The following is an 18,112-nucleotide window of genomic DNA, read 5'->3' on the forward strand; positions in this document are numbered from 1 at the left end:
CCTCCTTAAAATAATATGGGTTCCCCTAACCTTATAAACGGTATTGGTATTTCCGAACAAACTTTCTAGTACCTTTTTAATAGATTCCTTGCTAACCCTTAGCGATATCTTGTGCTCTAGGTCTACATCTTTCGTCTTATAAATGAATCGGAAATCGGTAGAAGATTCGATATTATCGATAACGTTTCGAACGGTAGCGTTCTTAACATTCAATGTTACTTTTGTCTTTTGGGCATAACTGTCATTGGCATATAACCCGAACAAGGTCGTCATCAATAGCAGTGTGGTCAGTTTCATTTTCAGGTCGAATTTCAACAAAGGTTGGTATAACCCTCGCCGGTTCATTGGTTTTTTCATATTTTTGAGTGATTTATAGTGGTTAGCAAATAGTTGCGCGATCACTTTTTTCTACCGAAAAATGCTCCAACATTTTTCGGTTTTGTTTTTTTACAAACAAAGTGTCGCCTGTTTTTCTTAATAGGCTATGTCATATAAACTTCTTTTATGGGTTCAACTTCCTTTTATTTAATGATTACTTTGTTATCGCTTATTTCATAATCGATTTCATGGGTATCGTTAAAGAAACTCATGACCTCTTCAATAGTGGCGTCGTTAAAACTTGCATTGAAAACTTCATGGCCCAGTTCGCTATTTCTATTTTCGAGTTCTATGTTATAATGGCGCCCTAGCTTGGTCAGTATTTGATCGAAAGTCAGCTCCCTAAACACCAAATGGCCTTGCATCCAAGACGTATACAAATCGGTATTTACGCTATCTATGTGGATGTTTTCAGAATTGCGGCGGTACGCCCCCCGTTGCCCCGGCACGAGTTTCACGCCCTCTTCACGGGATGAGGATATTTTGTTAAGGCCCACCGCCCCCTCAACGAGTACTACCTCAATGTTGGCATCTTCACTATATGAGGAAACATTGAATTCGGTTCCTAAAACCTTGATGTCAAGATCATCTACATTTACGATAAAGGGCCTCGATTTGTCTTTGGTTACGTCAAAATACGCCTCCCCATCAAGAAATACTTTTCGCAACTGGGTAGGTGAGAAGTTTACAGGGTATCGCAAAGAACTACCGGCGTTCATATGCACGACGGTACCGTCTGACAAGGTAATTTGAAACGTTTTCCCCTTAGGGACGTTCAGGGTATTATAGATCAACTCTTTAACCTCGTTCCCTACAGAATAGTTGATTTGATTTTTTTCTTGCTTGCCGATAACATTACCATTTTCGTCCTTGACGATTTCAGAAGTCTGTACATCGATGGTTTGCACGCTACCGTTCTCCGTTACCAAGGTTACTACATCGTCATTGGGAATTAGGATATGGGACTTCTTTGTGGAAAAAACCCCTTGTTGGTACATCAAGCCAAGCCCGAAAATCAAAACGGCCGCAGCGGCATACTTCGCCCAATTGGGGAACAGTTTTCTAACAGGCCGTTCCGTCCTCTCGATTTGCCGTAAGGCTTTTGCATAGGCTTCCTCCACATTGTCTTTTAACAAACTTAAGTTCAGATCGTGGTACTCTTTAACGTAGGTCTCAAGAATGGACTGATTTTCCGGATTGTCCAACCATTTCCTCAAGGCAACAAGCTCTTCTTCGGAAATAGTCCCCATTAGTAGTTTGGTAATATTATTTTTCATTTATTGCGATTGTATTTTTAGCGATGCGATTTCCTTTTAACCCCAAAATAATACACATAACACAATCTATACTGCAGAATAATACAAAACCCTTAAAACAAACTCATATATTTTTTGATATTTGTATTTTTTCAAACAATTCCCTTAACGAAGTGAAAAATAAATGAATGATATAGAAGCTGTCAGGGACTTAAAGAAGGGAAGTAAAGTCGCTTTCAAATATCTGTTTAACACCTACTACAATCGTCTTGTAGCATACATTACGACTTATAACCACAATATTGCCCAATCGGAAGATGTGATTCAACAGACCTTTATAAGGCTCTGGGACAACAGGCAGAAATTAGATGAGGACCAATCTCCTAAAGGCTACCTCTACGCCATTGCCTACAACATATATTGCGATACGCTAAAAACCAAAAAAAAGCAGGAGAAACTAATGAGCGTAATCTGGGAACGTGCCTTAAGGGACCGAATTGAGGAGGATATGGATGCCAAGGAAAGGCGAATTCAAAAAATGAGACAGGTTATTGACTCACTTCCCCCCAAGTGCAAAGAGATCATTCAAATGAATAAAATTCAAGGGATTAAATACAAAGACATTGCCGAACACATGGGCATATCCATCAAAACCGTTGAAGCGCAAATGCGCATTGCCTTTACCAAGATCAGGGAAGCTTTTGAAGATGACCAACTGTTTTTGTTTGTCGTACTTCGAAAATTCGACCATCACAATAACTAGGTCAGAAAATTCAAGAAGAAAATTATGGCAACAGTGAACACCTATTTATATTTTAACGGGAATTGCGAAAAAGCATTTAATTTTTATAAATCCGTTTTTAACAAAAAATTCAAATTCATTGGGCGCTATAAAGATGTTCCGGAAGTTGTACGACCCAGTTTCCCACATTGCGAAGATCAACATATTATGCATATTGGCCTCCCCATTAGCAAGGAAACAATGTTGATGGGAGCCGACCTTATCGACCTCAGTGAAAAAGAAAATAACACGGCAAAACACTTCTCACTCTTTGTTCATACCAATAGCAGGGAAGAAGCCGATAGACTGTTTAGTTCATTGGCACAAGAAGGAGAGATAAAACTTCCTATTTCAGAACAGTTTTGGGGCTCGTATTACGGCATCTGTTTGGACAAATTTGGGGTGAACTGGAAGATCAGTTTTAGTCAAGCCCCTGATTGAACAAAAACAATCTACTTCAAAAAAAGGAAGCATCACCCCGTCTGCGCGGCCTAAGCACACCGTGTACCTAGTATCCCTATCAAATCTACTGGACCCAAAATTCCATCGATAAAACAAGGGGCTTGGTATAGCCAATCTGCCCATACGTCTATTCATTTTCGTCATGGCAATTTATGGCCCCATCTTTCATCCCTTAAAGATTAAAGATGAGATTACACACGATTTTATTAAGCCTATTGTTCATGCCGTTTTCCTACGCCCAGGTAAGTTCGTCTACATCCTCCCCCAAGCTTAATGATCACGAAGCAAGTAGAGAAATCGCCATTTACGATTTTGACGCTTTAGAACCTTTGCTACATACCGATTCCGATAAAATCCATATCGTCAATTTTTGGGCTATGTGGTGCGCCCCCTGCGTCAAGGAACTCCCCATAATTCAAGAATATGAAAAGAACGACCCTAATGTAGAAGTGCTATTGGTGAGCCTTGATTTCCCTGAAAATATTGAAACAAAACTCAAGCCTTTTTTAAAAAAGAAAGGCATTACCTCAAAGGTAATCTTATTGGATGACCCCGGTGCGAACAGCTGGATTGACAAAATCGATCCCAATTGGTCAGGGGCGATTCCGTTTACCATAGTATTCAACCATAGGCACCGTTCCTATCACGAACGGGTCTTTGAAAATATCGAAGATTTAAAAAGTGAAATAAATAAAATAAGAAACAAAAAATAAGCATGAAGAAAAGCAATGTATTTTTTACGACGATTCTCTTATTAAGCAGTCTTTTAGTAACGGTCAACATCAACGCCCAGGAAAGAAAGGGGCCTCCGCAAAATGGCGAGCGTAAGGGCCCACCTCCAGGCGGCCATAGCCCCGTACAATCAAAAACCTTGGAAGAAATAGGAGGTTACAAAATTGGAGAAGCCGCAACTGATTTTCAACTTAAAAATGTTGATGGAAATACATTTTCATTGTCAGATATCAAAGATGCCAAGGGCTATATTGTAGTTTTTACCTGTAACGAATGTCCGTTCGCAAAAATGTACGAAGATCGCTTAATTGCGCTGCACAATACATATGCCCCTCGTGGATATCCCGTAATCGCCATTAATCCCAACGTTAGTGAAACCAATGAGCGGGAAAGTTTTAAGGCGATGCAAAAAAGGGCCGAGGAAAAGCAGTTCCCCTTTGTTTATTTGGCCGATATGGGACAAAAGATATCGCCACAATACGGAGCGGTAAGAACACCTCACGTATTTTTATTGGACAAAGAAAAAAAGGTTCAATACATCGGCACTATAGACGACAACGCCCGTTCTGCCCAAGATGTAAAAGTAAAATACGTTGAGAATGCCATTAAAGCATTGGAAAATGGAGAACAAGCAAACCCCAATTTCACCAAGGCCATCGGCTGTCCGGTGAAAAACCTTTGATAGTGCAACTACAGTCCCGCCAGTAGATGGTGGGTAATAGACAATGGAACCCAAGGCGCCATCTAATTTTGGCCCTACATAAAAGCTAGACTTCCAATCGACATCAAATACCTCTTAAAAATAGCTTGCCTATAGCATATTTGACAAGGCCGATCCCCTAAAAATCGATATGGGTATCGGCCTTAGATTTAAAAGCTTGCGTATATTTATGACGTTGTCAAATCGCTTCGGTTTGCCTTCCATCCCAAAAAAACGTGTTCATGGACAATGAGGTACAAAGCTTTACCCCCTCCAATAGAAAAGATTGGAGAAAATGGCTAGAAGTAAATCACGCAAAAGAAGATGCCATTTGGCTTATTATCCATAAGAAAAACGCTCCTACCCCGAACATCAATTGGAGCGATGCCGTTGACGAAGCCCTTTGTTTCGGATGGATCGACAGTGTAAAGAGATCTATAGACCCTGAGCGGTACAAGCAATACTTCAGCAAGCGAAAAGCCAATAGTACCTGGTCGAAGATAAACAAGGAGAAAATTGTACAACTCGAAAAATCGGGACTCCTTACCGAATCGGGATTAAAAAGTATTGAAACCGGCAAGCAAAATGGCTCGTGGAACCTCTTAGACAGCGTTGAAAAGCTTGAAATCCCAATGGACCTAGAGAAGGAGTTAGGCCTAAGGACTGAATCGAAGGACTATTTTCTCAGCTTAAGCAAATCGGTGCGCAAGGCCATGTTGCAATGGGTAGTACTTGCCAAACGGCCCGAGACCCGACAAAAGCGCATACAGGAAATCGCCGAACGGGCTTCCCAAAAACGGAAACCCAAACAATTTTAAACATAAAAAAGCGGCCCCTTTCTTAAAAAGAGCCGCTTCTCAACAATCTATTTCTTGAGAATGTTAAATCACTTCAACATTAAAGGCGTTTAGGCCTTTTTTACCTTGTTCCGTTTCAAACTGAACTTGGTCATTTTCACGTATCTCATCGATTAGACCCGATGCGTGTACGAAAATATCTTGATCCGAATTGGCCGGTGTTATAAAACCGAATCCTTTCGCATCATTAAAAAATTTTACTGTTCCTTCTTTCATTATTATATTATTTTATTTAATGTTTATTAATTGACGAACGTGTAGGCCGTTCCCGTGCTCTCTGCCCGGCCGGTCCTACCTATTCTATGGATATAGCTATCCATGGTTTGGGGCAATTGGTAATTGATGACATGGGTTACCCCCTTTATGTCAATTCCCCTGGCCGCAACATCCGTTGCTACCAATATTTTGGTTTTACCCGATTTGAACAACTCAATGGCCCTAGATCGGTAGTTCTGTGATTTGTTGCCATGGATCACATCAGACCGAATACCTGATTGCATAAGTTGCTTGCTTAATTTGTCTACTCCTCTTTTGGTTTCCGCGAACAACAGCACCTTTTCAAAAGCGGGCGCGTTGACTAGGTTAAAAAGGACTTCGAACTTATTCTCGTCCCTACCGACCCTGATGATACTTTGATCAACATTGTCGCTAGATTTCGTGCCGCTAGACACACTGATCCGTAAAGGGTCTCCAATAATTTCATTGATCACCCTTTCTTGTGACGGGTCTACGGTAGCCGAAAAGAGCATGGTTTGCCTTCTGCCGTGCATTCCCAATACAATCTTCCTGATGTCTTTGATAAAGCCCATATCGAGCATTCTATCAAATTCATCCAAGACCAAAACGGAGCGTGCTTGGGTGTTTAGGGCCTTCCGGTCGATCAGGTCGTTCAACCTTCCCGGAGTACCTACGATCAGGCTTGGGTTTCTTCTGGCCAGCGAACTGTCTTTGTTCACACTGGTTCCTCCTATAAAACAGGCAGCCGACAAAGCCGTACCCTCGGTCAACGATTTAAATTCGCTGTACACCTGTTGTGCCAATTCCCTGGTAGGCACGACCACCAATCCGGTGGTATCCTTAGAGGCGAGCATTTGCTGCACTATGGGAATTAGAAAAGCGGCCGTTTTACCCGTACCGGTGGCGGCAATACCTATGAGGTCTTTGCCCGACATCAACGGATCAATGCACTTTTCTTGTATTTCGGTAGGGCTTTTATATCCCTTTCCCTCTATGTTTTTCAACAGTGTGGAATTGAGTTCCAACTGGTCGAAACTGCGTTCCGACTCAAAAGGTGTTACTGAAACCCCTGTTGATTTCTTGACCAGCAATTCTGGGTTTAAGGTAGAGGCTGGCCTTCTTCCAGACGTTTTCGTCCGGAACTTATTCTTTTTATAATTCATTCTTGTATTTTATTGATTTGTGGGAATTGCTTCAATAGGAAGCATATCCATGCGCCCCAAGTCGCGGAGCATTTGAAAATGTTTAGAGACGGCAGATACAAAAGAGCCATTGGAATGATAAGGCAGTCCGAACTCTTCTGCGGTCCGTTTAACGATCGGTGCTATTTTCCGGTAATGTACATGCGAGATGTTCGGAAAAAGGTGATGTTCTATTTGATGTGTAAGGCCACCTATCAACCATGATAGGAGCACACTTTTTTGTGCAAAATTACAGGTGGTTTCCAGCTGGTGGGCCAGGCGTCCCGATTCCAAATGTCCGTTTTCGTCCGGTAAGGGAAATGCGGCATTGGGAGAAACATGGGCCGTTTGAAAGACCAAGGAGATACTCAACCCGGTTACAAAATGCATGGCCAAAAAAGCTAACACTACGGTCCAAGGTGCAAAAGCGGTCAGAACGATCGGAAGTACCAGGGCATAGGAATAATACAGCAGTTTCCACGCTATGATCTTCATCATACCTTTTCTATAAGTACTTCGATCTTTGATCAATCCCATTTTATAGTATCGCTTATATCGGATAAAGTCTTTTGACGTAATCCACGAAATAGTCGATAGTCCGTAAAAGAACCAAGCATAATAATGTTGGTACTTATGTAGTTTGTTCCGCTTGGCATGGGGAGAAAACCTCAGGAAAAAAGGAGCATTGATATCATCGTCATGCTCATCGATATTGGTAAAGCTATGGTGAAGCACATTGTGCTGTAGCCTCCAAACCTTGTCGTTCGCACCAATTAAATTAATGGTGTACCCCATGATTCGGTTAATGGTCTTGTTCTTTGAGTAGGAGCCGTGGATCGCATCGTGCATTACGCCCATACCGATACCGGCCATACCGAGGCCGCTCAGAATATAAAGACCGAACAGTAATGGAACACTGGTTATCGATGAGAAAATGATGATTGATAATGGCGTGAAGAACAACAACAACATAATAGCGGTTTTAAAAACCATACGTGTATTGCCGTACCTACTTTTTTCTGTGCTTTTAAAATATTCCGAAACACGAACTTTCAGTGTTTTGGAAAAATCAGAGCTTACTGATCTAGAAAAGGTTAAATTTTTAATAGGAAAAGAAATTAGTTAAACAATATTTACTTCGAGAAAGGGTAAAAATGATATTCGACTTGTGAAATCAAATTGAAACGTTGAAGTAAAATCTAGTGAAGAATTGCTTAACGGAGAACTACTGGAAGAGTAGCCTATTTTTACTATTTATCTTGTTCGTGGGATTCAATTTTCATACCCGGAACAGTGACAAATATAGGTCAAATATTCCGACTGACCTAATTATCCTACATAAATGATTTTTTAACCTACTCATTTACAGCCAACAATAAGACAAGAACCCCGCACCACAAACGGATGGCCCTAGTTTCACTTCCCATTATTATTTTTCACTTTCTTGCCTTGCCTCTTTCTAAAAACAGCCTAAACTACCTCGGGCAAGCCCGTGAAACATTAAAAGGAATACATCTCGATTATCGAGCAAAAAACAAACTTTCACGGATTGGGCCCCATCCTTTTATTTTCCTTTTAAACAGAAAATAGGGTATTGAAACTCCCCTATAAAATCTACTCCTATTGACCAAGGAAATCCCAGTTTGCCAATAAGGAAATATCCCTCCCCTTTCTATAGCTAGTTATAAGTCCTAATGGGATTTTTACTATATTCCCCTACCCATGCCATGCGGACCAAAACCAACGCAGACAAGAAAAACATCGTTCTTACCCCAAAACAAAGACCTTGTGCTAAACAAACCCTCGATTATGGAATTTATATCGGACTTTTTAAACAGCGAAAAAACACTATATCTTTTCGCGGGAATAATCGGCACGGCTTCGGTGGTGCTCGGTCTGCTCTTCCTCATATTCTCCGGTCAGAAGAGTTTTGCTACGACCATGATCGTCATCGGGCTTTTGGAAATGGCCGCCATGTTTCCTAATTACCTGAAATATTCACAAAAAATAGAGGATAAGATATCCACCTACGAAAATAATCACACCGAATTCCTTAAAGCGGAATCCGTAGCGACCCAAAAGGCCTTAAAATCGTTCTTCTGGCTTAAACTGATCTACGGCATCTTAATTGTGGCATTGGTCGTGACCATGTCCTTCCTAGCATCAAAATCTATCTTGTTCGGTATCTTTACGGCCCTTATCCTGCATTTGGGTTTTGCCATTGCCATTGACAGTTTCGGGGAAAAATATACCGATACCTATTTGGAGCATTTGGCCACAGCCTTGAAATAGACCGAAGCCCTTCTCCTTTTTTATAAAACCTTATGACATCCTGTAATTCACAAACAACTCTACTACTCTTTTAAAAAATAGAGGTCCAAAACCCCGTACTTCGCTTTTCACCCCTAGCCTAAATTAGGTAAATGTGCTATCTTCAATTCCAAACTCCCCTTTTACCAATCGGTCTTAGGGAGGAAGCCTTATATACAGTCAAGAAATATTTGTCAAACCATTTACGCATAAAAAAACGATACCTTGACCATGACGAAAAAACTTCCAAAAGAGCTGGTGGAACTCATACAGAGGGACTATGATAACATTACGGGCATGGTAGTTCTAAAAGACGGTAAAATGGCCTATGAAAGCTACTTTCACGGATACGCCCCGAACGATACGGTTCATATCGCATCGGTAACCAAAAGTATATTGTCCATTCTCATAGGCATCGCCATAGACAAGGGCTTTATCGCTAGTGTCGATCAAAATATCTTGGATTTTTTTCCGGAATACACCCTCAAAAAAAGGGAAAAAACCATCCAAAAAATAAAGCTTAGGCACTTGCTTACCATGACCGCGCCCTTCAAATTCAAATACGAACCCTATACCAAAGTGTATTCGAGCGACGATTGGACAAAGGCCGTATTGGATCTATTGGGAGGAAAAACTTTAAGCGGTGATTTTAAATACACCACCGTAGGGCTACAGGTATTATCAGGAATACTCGCGAACGCCACACAAACCTCCGTACTCGATTTCGCCACGGAACACCTGTTCAAGCCCCTGAACATCAAAACGCCCCCTAACGTAAGCATCCATAATAAGGAAGAACATTTTGCCTTCCTCAAAGATAGATTTGTCAAAGGTTGGGTCATCGACCCCAAAGGGGTCAATACAGCGGGTTGGGGACTGGCCCTAAACACACGCGACATGGCAAAAATTGGCCAACTCTACCTCAACAAAGGCCAGTGGCAAAACCGAGAGATCGTATCCGAAGAATGGGTAGAAACAAGCACCAAAACACATAGCCGCTGGAAAGAGCGACACTATGGTTATCTCTGGTGGATTATTGATGGGGCCGAAAACCCTTGCTTTGCGGCCATTGGTGATGGCGGAAACATTATTTACGTGAGCCCGGAAAAGAAAACGGTCGTGGCCATAAGCTCCCGTTTTATGCCCCGTGCCAAAGACAGGATCGAATTCATTCAGCAACGGCTTCTTCCCCAACTCGAAATATAAAATCAGGACTTCCTTCCTGTTCCCGTAACCATCGGTCCGCCCGATGGTTTTTTATTTCCCTACCTAAACCGCCTTCCCATAAAAAAGCATAGCCCGCATGATGCAATCCCATTAAAACATTACGCTTTTCGGTCAAGCCTTTGAAAAGCCTAAGGCTAATTTTACCACGCTCAGGTTTGCAGACCCTACCTGAGCCTAAACCTTATGACAGCTACAGATTCTGAAAAAAGATTTAAACTCAAGCACTTGCCACGGCTTATTGTAGATACCTACAAGGCTTGGGAGGCCGATGACCCCTTTCGGCTGAGTGCCATTATCGCCTACTATGCGGTGCTTTCCTTGCCCGGACTTTTAGTGATTATCGTGAATCTGGTAGGTTCGGTCTGGGGTACGGAAATCGTTCAAGGTGAGCTCACCCAAGAAATATCGAGTGCCCTAGGGCGTGATGCCGCCGAGGCCATACAGTCGATGATGATCGAAACCCAAAACAAAGACCGCAGTACCATTGCCAGCATTCTAGGTATAGGCACCCTGGTATTTGGGGCCACCGGGGTTTTCTACCACTTGCAATTATCGCTTAACCAGATTTGGGAGGTCGACCCCAAACCCGATTCCAATTTTATAAAAATGCTTATCGATAGGGCCCGAAGCTTCGCATTTATTCTCGCCATAGGGTTTTTGTTGCTTATCAGCTTTTTGGTCACCGCTGCCATTTCGGCCCTCAACGGATACATCCGCAGTATCTTGCCCGACGTTATTGTTTACATTGCCTATATTCTTGATTTTGCCGTTTCCGTAGGAATCATTACCGTGCTCTTTGCCTTGATTTTCCGTTATCTTCCAGATACGAAAATACGCTGGAAAACGGTCTGGATAGGCGCCCTTATCACCGCTGTTCTCTTTGTTCTGGGCAAGTCGCTCTTAGGCTATTATTTTGGCGAGGCAGACCCAGGCTCTACCTATGGCGCGGCGGGTACCATAGTGCTGATTCTTCTATGGGTTTCCTACTCCTGCTTGATTCTTTTCTTCGGGGCCGAATTCACATGGGTCTATGCCAGACGATATGGGCATGGGGTGCCCAAGGAGTCTTCCGAAAAGCTGGTCGAATAATCCTCTTCACCAGCAGACGGTTATAGTCAATATTTTTTTTGATGTGATCAAGCCCTTACGCCCCGAATCGGAACCTTTGTAACACTTTAACTTTCAATTTAAAAACATAAAAAAATGAACATAGATAATAAAGTCGTCATCATCACCGGAGCTTCAAGTGGAATAGGGGAAGCTACCGCCCTTAAACTATCGGAAGAAGGTGCCAAGCTTGTACTTACCGCACGACGGGAAGACCGACTCAAAGACCTACAGAAGAAAATTGAGGAAAGGGGCGGTGAAGCCTTGATCATCACAGGTGACGTTACCAAAAAATCGGATTACGAAAAACTGGTCGAAAAAACGCTGGGCAAATTTAAAACGATTGATGTCCTTATCAATAACGCGGGTCTAATGCCGCTCTCTTACGTTGAAAAATTAAAGACGGACGAATGGGAGAAGATGGTAGACGTAAACATCAAAGGTGTTTTGAACGGTGTAGCGGCCGTACTTCCAACCATGATCGAAAACAAAGGAGGAAGCATCATCAATATATCTTCGAGTGCGGCCCACAATTACTTCCCGGGCGGGGCCGTCTATTGCGCCACAAAATCGGCCGTAAAAATGTTTTCCGAAGGCCTTAGACAAGAACTTGCCCCTAAATATGGTATTAACGTAACCTCTATTGAACCCGGCGCGGTCGCTACTGAACTCACCGATACCATAACCGACGAGGATATCAAGGAAACCTTTAAGGAGATGCAAAAAATGACCTTTTTAGAAGCGAAAGACATTGCCGAGGCCATTCACTACGCCTTGACACAACCTGCCAGGGCCAATATCAACGATGTCTATATCATGCCTACAGAGCAACAAAAATAGAATGGCCCATTTGATTTGAAACGGATTATTCACTTATAAAACGCACAAAATGGACATACCTAGCATAAAGAACGAAGACCGATACGAGGCGCTGAGGGACAAGGGGTACAGCAAAGAAAAATCAGCGAGGATAGCCAATTCTAGCCACCCCGGAAAGAAAGGCGGAAAAGCAAAGCCATATGAAGAACGGACCAAAGAGGAGCTTTACGAACAAGCCAAAAATGTAAACATTGAGGGCCGTTCGAAAATGAGCAAGTCAGAGCTCATCCATGCCCTTCGGAACAATTAGTAGGCCGACCGGTCATTTCCCATTTTAACTATGCCCTATGAAATCGATACATCCAAAAGTCATTCGCCAAATTTTCGTGCTATTGCTTATAGTACTTATAGGCGGACTCATTTTTAAAGAAATGGCGCCCTATTTTTCAGGGGTTCTAGGGGCTATTACGCTCTACGTCTTACTAAAAAAGCCCATGGCCCGACTGATCAAAAAGGGCTGGAAACCCAATCTTGCGGCGGGCCTTTTGATGTTCGCCTCGGTCATCGTCATCTTAATACCGGTTTCCGGTGCGGTGCTCATGTTGGGAAACAAAGTGAGCCAAACGGTCAAAAATTCAGAAAAAGTGGTAAAAGCCGTAAAGTCACAACTGGAAAACCTAGAGCGCTATGTCGGCTACGACCTGTCGTCGCAAATTGACGTTTCGGCCGTATCGGGATGGCTCTCCGACAACCTACAGGGACTGGCCGGCAGTACCTTCACCTCGGTTATCGCTATTGGCATCATGTATTTCATTCTTTACTTTATGCTAACGAACCGCAAGGAAATGCGAGAGTCGCTCTATGAATACATTCCGATCAGCACGGACAATTTAAAAACCATTGGCAGTAAAATAAGACAGATGGTACGTGCCAATGCCCTTGGCATTCCCTTAGTGGCGATTGCCCAAGGGGTTGTGGCCTTAATAGGCTTCCTCATTTTCGGTATCGAAAACCCATTTTTTTGGGCGGCCATCGTAGCCATAGGGTCAATGATACCCTTCGTAGGCAATATGTTGGGCACGCTGCCCGTATTCATACTGACCTTATCGAACGGAGACACTTTTCAGGCTTGGGGTATTCTAATTTACGGCATCGTTGTGGTAGGTTCTACAGACAATATCATCCGATTGTACATCCTCCGGAAATTAGATGATGTCCATCCCCTAATAACCTTGATCGGGGTACTTATCGGTATTCCCCTTTTCGGCTTTATCGGATTGATCTTCGGCCCACTATTTGTCAGCCTCTTTCTTATCATCGTTCAAATCTATAAACAAGAATACGGCAAAGAGATAAGTCACGACGAGCCTTGACATTTAAAACCTTAACCTAAAAATCGGGAAAGGGCATAAGAGCATAAACCCCAGAGCACTAGCAGTTTTATAGCATTAACAATAAGCCTAATCGGGCTAAGTACTTTTTAAAAGTATCCCTAATATAACATGATGCTGGCTATAGAACATTTTTTAGCTCGGCTCGACCAAGAGCTATCAAAAATTATAACCTAAAAGAAAATACTATGCAAATTATCTATGAGTATCACGATGTATCGGCCAGTCAACGTTTAGAGGGCTTGGCCAAGGAAAAACTCGAAAAGCTTGAAAAGAAATACGATTTCGTACATCGCGCCGATGTGTTTTTCAAGACTGAGAACCGAAGCGACGACTACGGTATGTTCTGCGATATCCGTTTGAGCATGCCCGGACCACGCATCTTCGCTTCCTCCAATGCCGAGACCTTTGATACGGCCTTGAACGAGACCGTTCGCGACCTAGAACACCAACTGCGAAAAATAAAAGAGAAGATGTCGGAACACTAAACCGATGTCTCACAATGTAAAACCTTTAAAGAACGAATATGAAACCCACATCGCTTATTGGCATTGCCTCGGCACTGGCCAGCAGTAGAAAACTCAAACTTGCCTTGGTAGGAATGCAATTTGCCTACTTGGGATACAAACTCATACAGAGCAAAGAATCAGGCAAGGGAAGGAAAAAGAGAAAAAAACTTAAAGGCTAATTAATCTGGCCCTGTACCTCTGGTTCAAGGCCGAACAAAAAAAAATGACTTGGGAAATAACCTTAATGTTTTGTGTATTACTGGTGACGGTAATCCTATTTGTGTTCGAGGTTTTTCCGGTCGATAAGATTGCCTTTTTGATTATCGTTTCCCTTACCCTGTTGGGTTTGGTGAAACCTGAGGAAGCCATTAGCGGTTTTTCCAACAGCGCCACCATAGCCGTTCTTGCCTTAATGATTCTTGCCATTGCCCTAGAAGAGAATGGCGTCATCAATTGGCTGGCATCGGGCATGGGCCGGATCAAGGGCTTCCCCCTTTATGTCATGGCCCCTCTCTTTATGTTCGTAACCGCGGGCATATCGGCCTTTATCAGCACTACTGCCGTCGTTATTGTTTTTATTAAAATAGTAAACCAGCTCTCGGAAAAATACAATGTACCCCAAAGCAAATTGCTGTTGCCCATATCTTTTGCGGGTATTCTAGGAGGTTCTTGCACCCTTATGGGCACCTCTACCAACTTGATCGTAAATTCTGTGGCGACCGACCTAGGCGCTGAAAAACTGGGATTTTTTGAATTCTCCCTCTTGGGATCTATTTTTCTCATCATCTCAATGGTTTACCTCACGCTTACCCTACACTGGCTGCCTTGGGGAAAAACAAAAAATATTGACGAGGACTATAACCTCGATAACTATGTGACCCATGTGCATATCAATGCCGATTCGCAATTGGTCGGAAAGACCGTTCAAGAAAGTTTTCTATTTGAAAACCCCGATGTTACGCTCCTTAAATTGACCCGAAACCATAGAGTCCACAATTCCCCGGGAAAGTACATCACCTTTAAGGCGGGTGACGAACTGCTCCTGATGTGCGACCTAGAGAACCTATCGCGGATAAATGCATCGGAAAACCTCAGCCTGAACGAGAAACAACATATTACCGCACCAACATTTGACGAAATCGGCCCAAAAGAAGCCCAGGAAAAGGAAGGTGAGCTCGAGGCACGGGTTTTTGTTGAACTCCTTATGCTTCCCGGGGCCCAATTTTTAGGTAAGACCTTAGGTGTGCTTAGGAGTTCCATGATACAAGATATTATTCCTATTGCCATAAAAAAAAGAAAAACCCTGACCAACCTAAAGGAGAGGTTGGTCCGTAGCAGCATGAACAAATTGGTTTTAAAAGTAGGCGATCGCCTGCTCTTGGAAACCTCTAGGGAAAAGCTAGAAACACTGAGCACCATGGAGAACGTTTTACTGCTCGAAGAATTTGACAGTGTACGATCGAGCTCTAAGTTCAAACGATATTTCTCCTTGGCCGTACTCCTTTTGGTCATAGGTCTGGCAGCTTCCGGTATACTATCTATTATGGTCAGTGCCCTTACGGGGGTCTGCATCCTACTACTGACCAAAAATTTGGACTTGTCTACGGTTTACAAAAAGGTAAACTGGCAGATTTTCTTTCTATTGGCCGGTATGATTCCCTTAGGTACGGCTATGCACAACACGGGGGCGGATGTTTTTATTTCGGAAGGACTTTTAAAATTTCTATTTGACCAACCCGGATATGTGGTCATAGGTACACTCTTCTTTTCTACAATGATATTAAGTGCCGTAATAAGCAACAATGCTACGGCCATTATTATGACCCCTATATCCATAGCCGTGGCACAGGGAATGCAATACGACTTCAAACCTTTTATCCTGGCGGTTATGTTCGCTGCCAATTTTAGCTTTTTCACCCCCGTAGGATACCAGACCAACACACTTATATATAGCCTAGGAAACTATAGGTTTGGCCATTTTTTAATCATTGGTGGCCTTTTGAGCCTTATTCTGGCGGTAGTGGCTTCCCTTTTATTAACCAATATGTTATAAGAATATGAATTATGGAAAGTAAATTCTCAGTAGAAAATTCAATCGGTAAATTATGGGGCAAATTAGACGGATGGCTCGATGCCATTATCCTAAAGCTTCCGAACATCGTAATGGCCATTTTCATTATGGTCTTGTTCTATTTTATAGCCCGGGGCATACGTAAGCTATTGCTAAAGTTTTTGTTAAAGCGTATCAGCCAACAATCCATTCAAGATATTATTGCGCGCTTTGTTTTCTTAACCGTAATTTTAATCGGCTTCTTCATCGCCTTGGGCGTACTCGAGCTTGACAAGGTCCTTACCAGCATTCTTGCAGGTGCCGGGGTCGTCGGCCTAGCTATCGGCTTGGCATTGCAAGGGACATTGAGCAACACTTTTGGGGGACTCATTCTTTCCTTTATGCCGAAAATAAATATTGACGACTTTATTGAGAGTGACGGTATTAAAGGGTTCGTCTCGGAAATAAGCCTTCGCAATATTGTCGTCCGTCAACCCGATAACAATTACGTGATCATACCCAACTCTAAATTTATTGACGGGTCTTTTAAAAACTATTCCCTCAGCGAAAGAAGTCGTATTGCGGTCAATTGTGGTGTAGGATACGAGAGTAAGCTTCAGGAGGTAGAGCACTTGGTAATGAAGATTATCGGTGAAAACTTTCCCCAGAAAAAAAATGAATCGGTAGAATTTTTCTTTACCGAATTCGGGGATAGCTCTATTAATTTTATGGTCCGCTTTTGGATCGATATGAAAGGAGCCAAGCAAGAACTCGAAGCCAGACATGAAGCCGTAAAACTGATCAAGTATCATTTTGACGCCAAAGACATCAATATTCCCTTCCCCATCCGCACCTTGGATTTCGGAAAGAATAGCCTGAACATGAACGCCAATACGATCAAAGCGGAGTCTTAGGACCGGCGAACAGAAAAACAACGAGGCCAAATTACCCTATTGTTCAACATACACTCATACACTTAAAGTGAATTCATGAAATCGAACGAAATAGCCCAAGGAATTCTAAAAGCGATCGCCGCGGTATGCGGCTTTCTACTTCTTTTATTCCTGATCTACGAACTACAGTCAATAGTGGCCTACCTGGTTATTTCGGCCGTATTGGCCCTGATAGGGAGACCCGTTGTAACCCTACTGAAGACCCGCTTGAGAATACCGAATACCATGGCCGTTATTTTTACCATGCTGATTTTGACCGCGCTTTTCGGCGGAATCATCACCTTGCTCGTACCCCTACTTACCGAACAGGGCAAAAACCTGTACCTATTCGATTTTGGCATCATCCAAGCTGAATTCGACAAACTATACCTTATGGTTTCCGAGTATTTTGGTACGACCAAAAAAGTGGTTGAAGACTTGGTAGAAGACGCTGCCTTGGATAAAAATTCGGTCAATGACCTCGGGAAAGATTTGGTACCCTCATTTATCAAATCGATTTTACAGGTATTGGACAATATTGGGATCGGAATGTTTTCCGTACTTTTCATTTCCTTTTTCTTCCTTAGGGACAGTAATATGATAGAAAGGTCCATCTTGCTATCGGTACCGGACGCCCATAGGGAAAAGACCCTCAATTCCCTAACGAAGATCAAAAACCTGCTCTCGCGATACTTTGTCGGACTTTTGATTCAACTGTTCATCTTATTTTCCCTGTATGCCATTACCCTGATCTTGGTGGGCTTGGAGAATGCCGTTCTCATAGCTTTTATGTGCGCCCTGTTTAATATCATTCCGTATTTGGGCCCTATGATAGGCGCTACGATTATGGTGATGTTTACCGTTACCAGCAATCCCGGCCTAGATTTTAGCACCATTATTCTACCCAAGGTAGGATATGTACTTCTTGGGGTGACAATCGGCCAGCTTATCGATAATTTTTTCTCCCAACCCATTATCTTTAGTAATAGCGTAAAGTCGCATCCCCTTGAAATATTCTTGGTAATACTCTGTGCCGGCCTGCTCTTCGGTATTGTGGGCATGATGCTGGCCGTACCCGCATATACGGTAATAAAGGTGGTCTTGAAACAAGTCGTCTCTAAAAACAAAATAGTTACGGCCCTAACTAAAGGGCTGTAACTATTCTATCTATTTTACTCCAAAC

General features: G+C 42.7%; 20 protein-coding genes and 1 pseudogene. 16 read left to right on the forward strand and 5 right to left on the reverse strand.

Annotated features, from left to right (window positions below):
* Positions 1–12: 12 nt before the first annotated feature.
* Both B4Q04_RS23145 and B4Q04_RS00405 read right to left on the reverse strand, forming a co-directional pair.
* Positions 13–357: pseudogene (locus tag B4Q04_RS23145) on the reverse strand (STN domain-containing protein); the annotation flags it as partial.
* 164 nt (positions 358–521) lie between these two features.
* Positions 522–1,655 (reverse strand): FecR family protein, encoded by a 1,134-nt coding sequence (locus B4Q04_RS00405; protein ID WP_088695677.1) that lies wholly within the window; start codon positions 1,653–1,655, stop codon positions 522–524.
* Between the two features lie 163 nt (positions 1,656–1,818).
* Between B4Q04_RS00405 and B4Q04_RS00410 the strand changes: the two genes are divergently transcribed.
* From B4Q04_RS00410 to B4Q04_RS00430, 5 genes are all read left to right on the forward strand, one after another.
* Entirely contained in the window at positions 1,819–2,397 is a 579-nt protein-coding gene (locus tag B4Q04_RS00410) for an RNA polymerase sigma factor (RefSeq protein ID WP_088695678.1), read from the forward strand.
* Between the two features lie 24 nt (positions 2,398–2,421).
* A complete protein-coding gene (locus B4Q04_RS00415; protein ID WP_088695679.1) occupies positions 2,422–2,856 on the forward strand; it encodes a VOC family protein in 435 nt (144 codons plus the stop codon).
* 206 nt (positions 2,857–3,062) lie between these two features.
* Complete coding sequence (locus tag B4Q04_RS00420; protein ID WP_236630947.1) at positions 3,063–3,590, forward strand: TlpA family protein disulfide reductase; 528 nt, start codon at positions 3,063–3,065, stop codon at positions 3,588–3,590.
* A 2-nt stretch (positions 3,591–3,592) separates the two neighbouring features.
* Entirely contained in the window at positions 3,593–4,291 is a 699-nt protein-coding gene (locus B4Q04_RS00425) for a thioredoxin family protein (RefSeq protein ID WP_013992430.1), read from the forward strand.
* A 260-nt stretch (positions 4,292–4,551) separates the two neighbouring features.
* Complete coding sequence (locus B4Q04_RS00430) at positions 4,552–5,127, forward strand: YdeI/OmpD-associated family protein (RefSeq protein ID WP_088695681.1); 576 nt, start codon at positions 4,552–4,554, stop codon at positions 5,125–5,127.
* 63 nt (positions 5,128–5,190) lie between these two features.
* Here the strand turns inward: B4Q04_RS00430 and B4Q04_RS00435 are convergent, their stop codons facing one another.
* From B4Q04_RS00435 to B4Q04_RS00445, 3 genes are read right to left on the reverse strand one after another with little or no spacing between them, the layout of a single operon-like run.
* Positions 5,191–5,382: a cold-shock protein gene (locus B4Q04_RS00435; RefSeq protein ID WP_013992432.1), complete on the reverse strand. Its 192-nt coding sequence runs from the start codon at positions 5,380–5,382 to the stop codon at positions 5,191–5,193.
* Between the two features lie 26 nt (positions 5,383–5,408).
* Positions 5,409–6,566 carry a DEAD/DEAH box helicase gene (locus B4Q04_RS00440; RefSeq protein ID WP_088695682.1) on the reverse strand — a complete coding sequence of 386 codons (1,158 nt, stop codon included), beginning with the start codon at positions 6,564–6,566 and terminating at the stop codon, positions 5,409–5,411.
* A 9-nt stretch (positions 6,567–6,575) separates the two neighbouring features.
* Positions 6,576–7,556, reverse strand: a complete 981-nt coding sequence (locus B4Q04_RS00445) for a fatty acid desaturase family protein (protein ID WP_084724382.1) — start codon at positions 7,554–7,556, stop codon at positions 6,576–6,578.
* A gap of 837 nt (positions 7,557–8,393) precedes the next feature.
* Here B4Q04_RS00445 and B4Q04_RS00450 point away from each other — a divergent pair.
* The 11 genes from B4Q04_RS00450 (at position 8,394) to B4Q04_RS00495 (ending at position 18,087) form a co-directional block, all read left to right on the forward strand.
* On the forward strand, positions 8,394–8,876 hold the full coding sequence (locus B4Q04_RS00450; protein ID WP_013992436.1) for a hypothetical protein: 483 nt from the start codon (positions 8,394–8,396) through the stop codon (positions 8,874–8,876).
* A 249-nt stretch (positions 8,877–9,125) separates the two neighbouring features.
* Positions 9,126–10,100: a serine hydrolase domain-containing protein gene (locus B4Q04_RS00455; protein WP_088695683.1), complete on the forward strand. Its 975-nt coding sequence runs from the start codon at positions 9,126–9,128 to the stop codon at positions 10,098–10,100.
* Positions 10,101–10,304: 204 nt separating this feature from the next.
* Entirely contained in the window at positions 10,305–11,210 is a 906-nt protein-coding gene (locus B4Q04_RS00460; protein ID WP_013992438.1) for a YihY/virulence factor BrkB family protein, read from the forward strand.
* A gap of 114 nt (positions 11,211–11,324) precedes the next feature.
* Positions 11,325–12,068 (forward strand): SDR family oxidoreductase, encoded by a 744-nt coding sequence (locus B4Q04_RS00465; RefSeq protein ID WP_013992439.1) that lies wholly within the window; start codon positions 11,325–11,327, stop codon positions 12,066–12,068.
* 49 nt (positions 12,069–12,117) lie between these two features.
* Positions 12,118–12,357 carry a Rho termination factor N-terminal domain-containing protein gene (locus B4Q04_RS00470; protein ID WP_013992440.1) on the forward strand — a complete coding sequence of 80 codons (240 nt, stop codon included), beginning with the start codon at positions 12,118–12,120 and terminating at the stop codon, positions 12,355–12,357.
* Between the two features lie 37 nt (positions 12,358–12,394).
* Complete coding sequence (locus tag B4Q04_RS00475) at positions 12,395–13,420, forward strand: AI-2E family transporter (RefSeq protein ID WP_013992441.1); 1,026 nt, start codon at positions 12,395–12,397, stop codon at positions 13,418–13,420.
* A 206-nt stretch (positions 13,421–13,626) separates the two neighbouring features.
* Positions 13,627–13,926, forward strand: coding sequence for a ribosome hibernation-promoting factor, HPF/YfiA family (gene hpf, locus B4Q04_RS00480; protein ID WP_013992442.1), 300 nt, complete (start codon positions 13,627–13,629; stop codon positions 13,924–13,926).
* Positions 13,927–13,964: 38 nt separating this feature from the next.
* Complete coding sequence (locus B4Q04_RS22625; RefSeq protein ID WP_013992443.1) at positions 13,965–14,126, forward strand: hypothetical protein; 162 nt, start codon at positions 13,965–13,967, stop codon at positions 14,124–14,126.
* A gap of 44 nt (positions 14,127–14,170) precedes the next feature.
* Positions 14,171–16,000: an SLC13 family permease gene (locus B4Q04_RS00485; RefSeq protein ID WP_088695684.1), complete on the forward strand. Its 1,830-nt coding sequence runs from the start codon at positions 14,171–14,173 to the stop codon at positions 15,998–16,000.
* Between the two features lie 11 nt (positions 16,001–16,011).
* Positions 16,012–16,911 (forward strand): mechanosensitive ion channel family protein, encoded by a 900-nt coding sequence (locus tag B4Q04_RS00490; protein WP_013992445.1) that lies wholly within the window; start codon positions 16,012–16,014, stop codon positions 16,909–16,911.
* A 75-nt stretch (positions 16,912–16,986) separates the two neighbouring features.
* Positions 16,987–18,087 carry an AI-2E family transporter gene (locus B4Q04_RS00495; protein WP_013992446.1) on the forward strand — a complete coding sequence of 367 codons (1,101 nt, stop codon included), beginning with the start codon at positions 16,987–16,989 and terminating at the stop codon, positions 18,085–18,087.
* The last annotated feature ends 25 nt before the right edge of the window (positions 18,088–18,112 follow it).

The sequence above is a fragment of the Zobellia sp. OII3 genome, assembly GCF_002211465.1.
Classification (GTDB): Bacteria; Bacteroidota; Bacteroidia; order Flavobacteriales; family Flavobacteriaceae; genus Zobellia; species Zobellia galactanivorans.

Excerpts from the sequence above, each read along its gene's own strand:
- B4Q04_RS00445 (WP_084724382.1), bottom strand. The coding sequence starts at position 7,556 with ATGTTGTTGTTGTTCTTCACGCCATTATCAATCATCATTTTCTCATCG.
- B4Q04_RS00490 (WP_013992445.1), top strand. The coding sequence starts at position 16,012 with ATGGAAAGTAAATTCTCAGTAGAAAATTCAATCGGTAAATTATGGGGC.
- B4Q04_RS00420 (WP_236630947.1), top strand. The coding sequence starts at position 3,063 with ATGAGATTACACACGATTTTATTAAGCCTATTGTTCATGCCGTTTTCC.
- B4Q04_RS00415 (WP_088695679.1), top strand. The coding sequence starts at position 2,422 with ATGGCAACAGTGAACACCTATTTATATTTTAACGGGAATTGCGAAAAA.
- hpf (WP_013992442.1), top strand. The coding sequence starts at position 13,627 with ATGCAAATTATCTATGAGTATCACGATGTATCGGCCAGTCAACGTTTA.
- B4Q04_RS00410 (WP_088695678.1), top strand. The coding sequence starts at position 1,819 with ATGAATGATATAGAAGCTGTCAGGGACTTAAAGAAGGGAAGTAAAGTC.
- B4Q04_RS00460 (WP_013992438.1), top strand. The coding sequence starts at position 10,305 with ATGACAGCTACAGATTCTGAAAAAAGATTTAAACTCAAGCACTTGCCA.
- B4Q04_RS00425 (WP_013992430.1), top strand. The coding sequence starts at position 3,593 with ATGAAGAAAAGCAATGTATTTTTTACGACGATTCTCTTATTAAGCAGT.
- B4Q04_RS00495 (WP_013992446.1), top strand. The coding sequence starts at position 16,987 with ATGAAATCGAACGAAATAGCCCAAGGAATTCTAAAAGCGATCGCCGCG.
- B4Q04_RS00470 (WP_013992440.1), top strand. The coding sequence starts at position 12,118 with ATGGACATACCTAGCATAAAGAACGAAGACCGATACGAGGCGCTGAGG.
- B4Q04_RS00405 (WP_088695677.1), bottom strand. The coding sequence starts at position 1,655 with ATGAAAAATAATATTACCAAACTACTAATGGGGACTATTTCCGAAGAA.
- B4Q04_RS22625 (WP_013992443.1), top strand. The coding sequence starts at position 13,965 with ATGAAACCCACATCGCTTATTGGCATTGCCTCGGCACTGGCCAGCAGT.
- B4Q04_RS00475 (WP_013992441.1), top strand. The coding sequence starts at position 12,395 with ATGAAATCGATACATCCAAAAGTCATTCGCCAAATTTTCGTGCTATTG.
- B4Q04_RS00440 (WP_088695682.1), bottom strand. The coding sequence starts at position 6,566 with ATGAATTATAAAAAGAATAAGTTCCGGACGAAAACGTCTGGAAGAAGG.
- B4Q04_RS00430 (WP_088695681.1), top strand. The coding sequence starts at position 4,552 with ATGGACAATGAGGTACAAAGCTTTACCCCCTCCAATAGAAAAGATTGG.
- B4Q04_RS00435 (WP_013992432.1), bottom strand. The coding sequence starts at position 5,382 with ATGAAAGAAGGAACAGTAAAATTTTTTAATGATGCGAAAGGATTCGGT.
- B4Q04_RS00465 (WP_013992439.1), top strand. The coding sequence starts at position 11,325 with ATGAACATAGATAATAAAGTCGTCATCATCACCGGAGCTTCAAGTGGA.
- B4Q04_RS00455 (WP_088695683.1), top strand. The coding sequence starts at position 9,126 with ATGACGAAAAAACTTCCAAAAGAGCTGGTGGAACTCATACAGAGGGAC.
- B4Q04_RS00485 (WP_088695684.1), top strand. The coding sequence starts at position 14,171 with ATGACTTGGGAAATAACCTTAATGTTTTGTGTATTACTGGTGACGGTA.
- B4Q04_RS00450 (WP_013992436.1), top strand. The coding sequence starts at position 8,394 with ATGGAATTTATATCGGACTTTTTAAACAGCGAAAAAACACTATATCTT.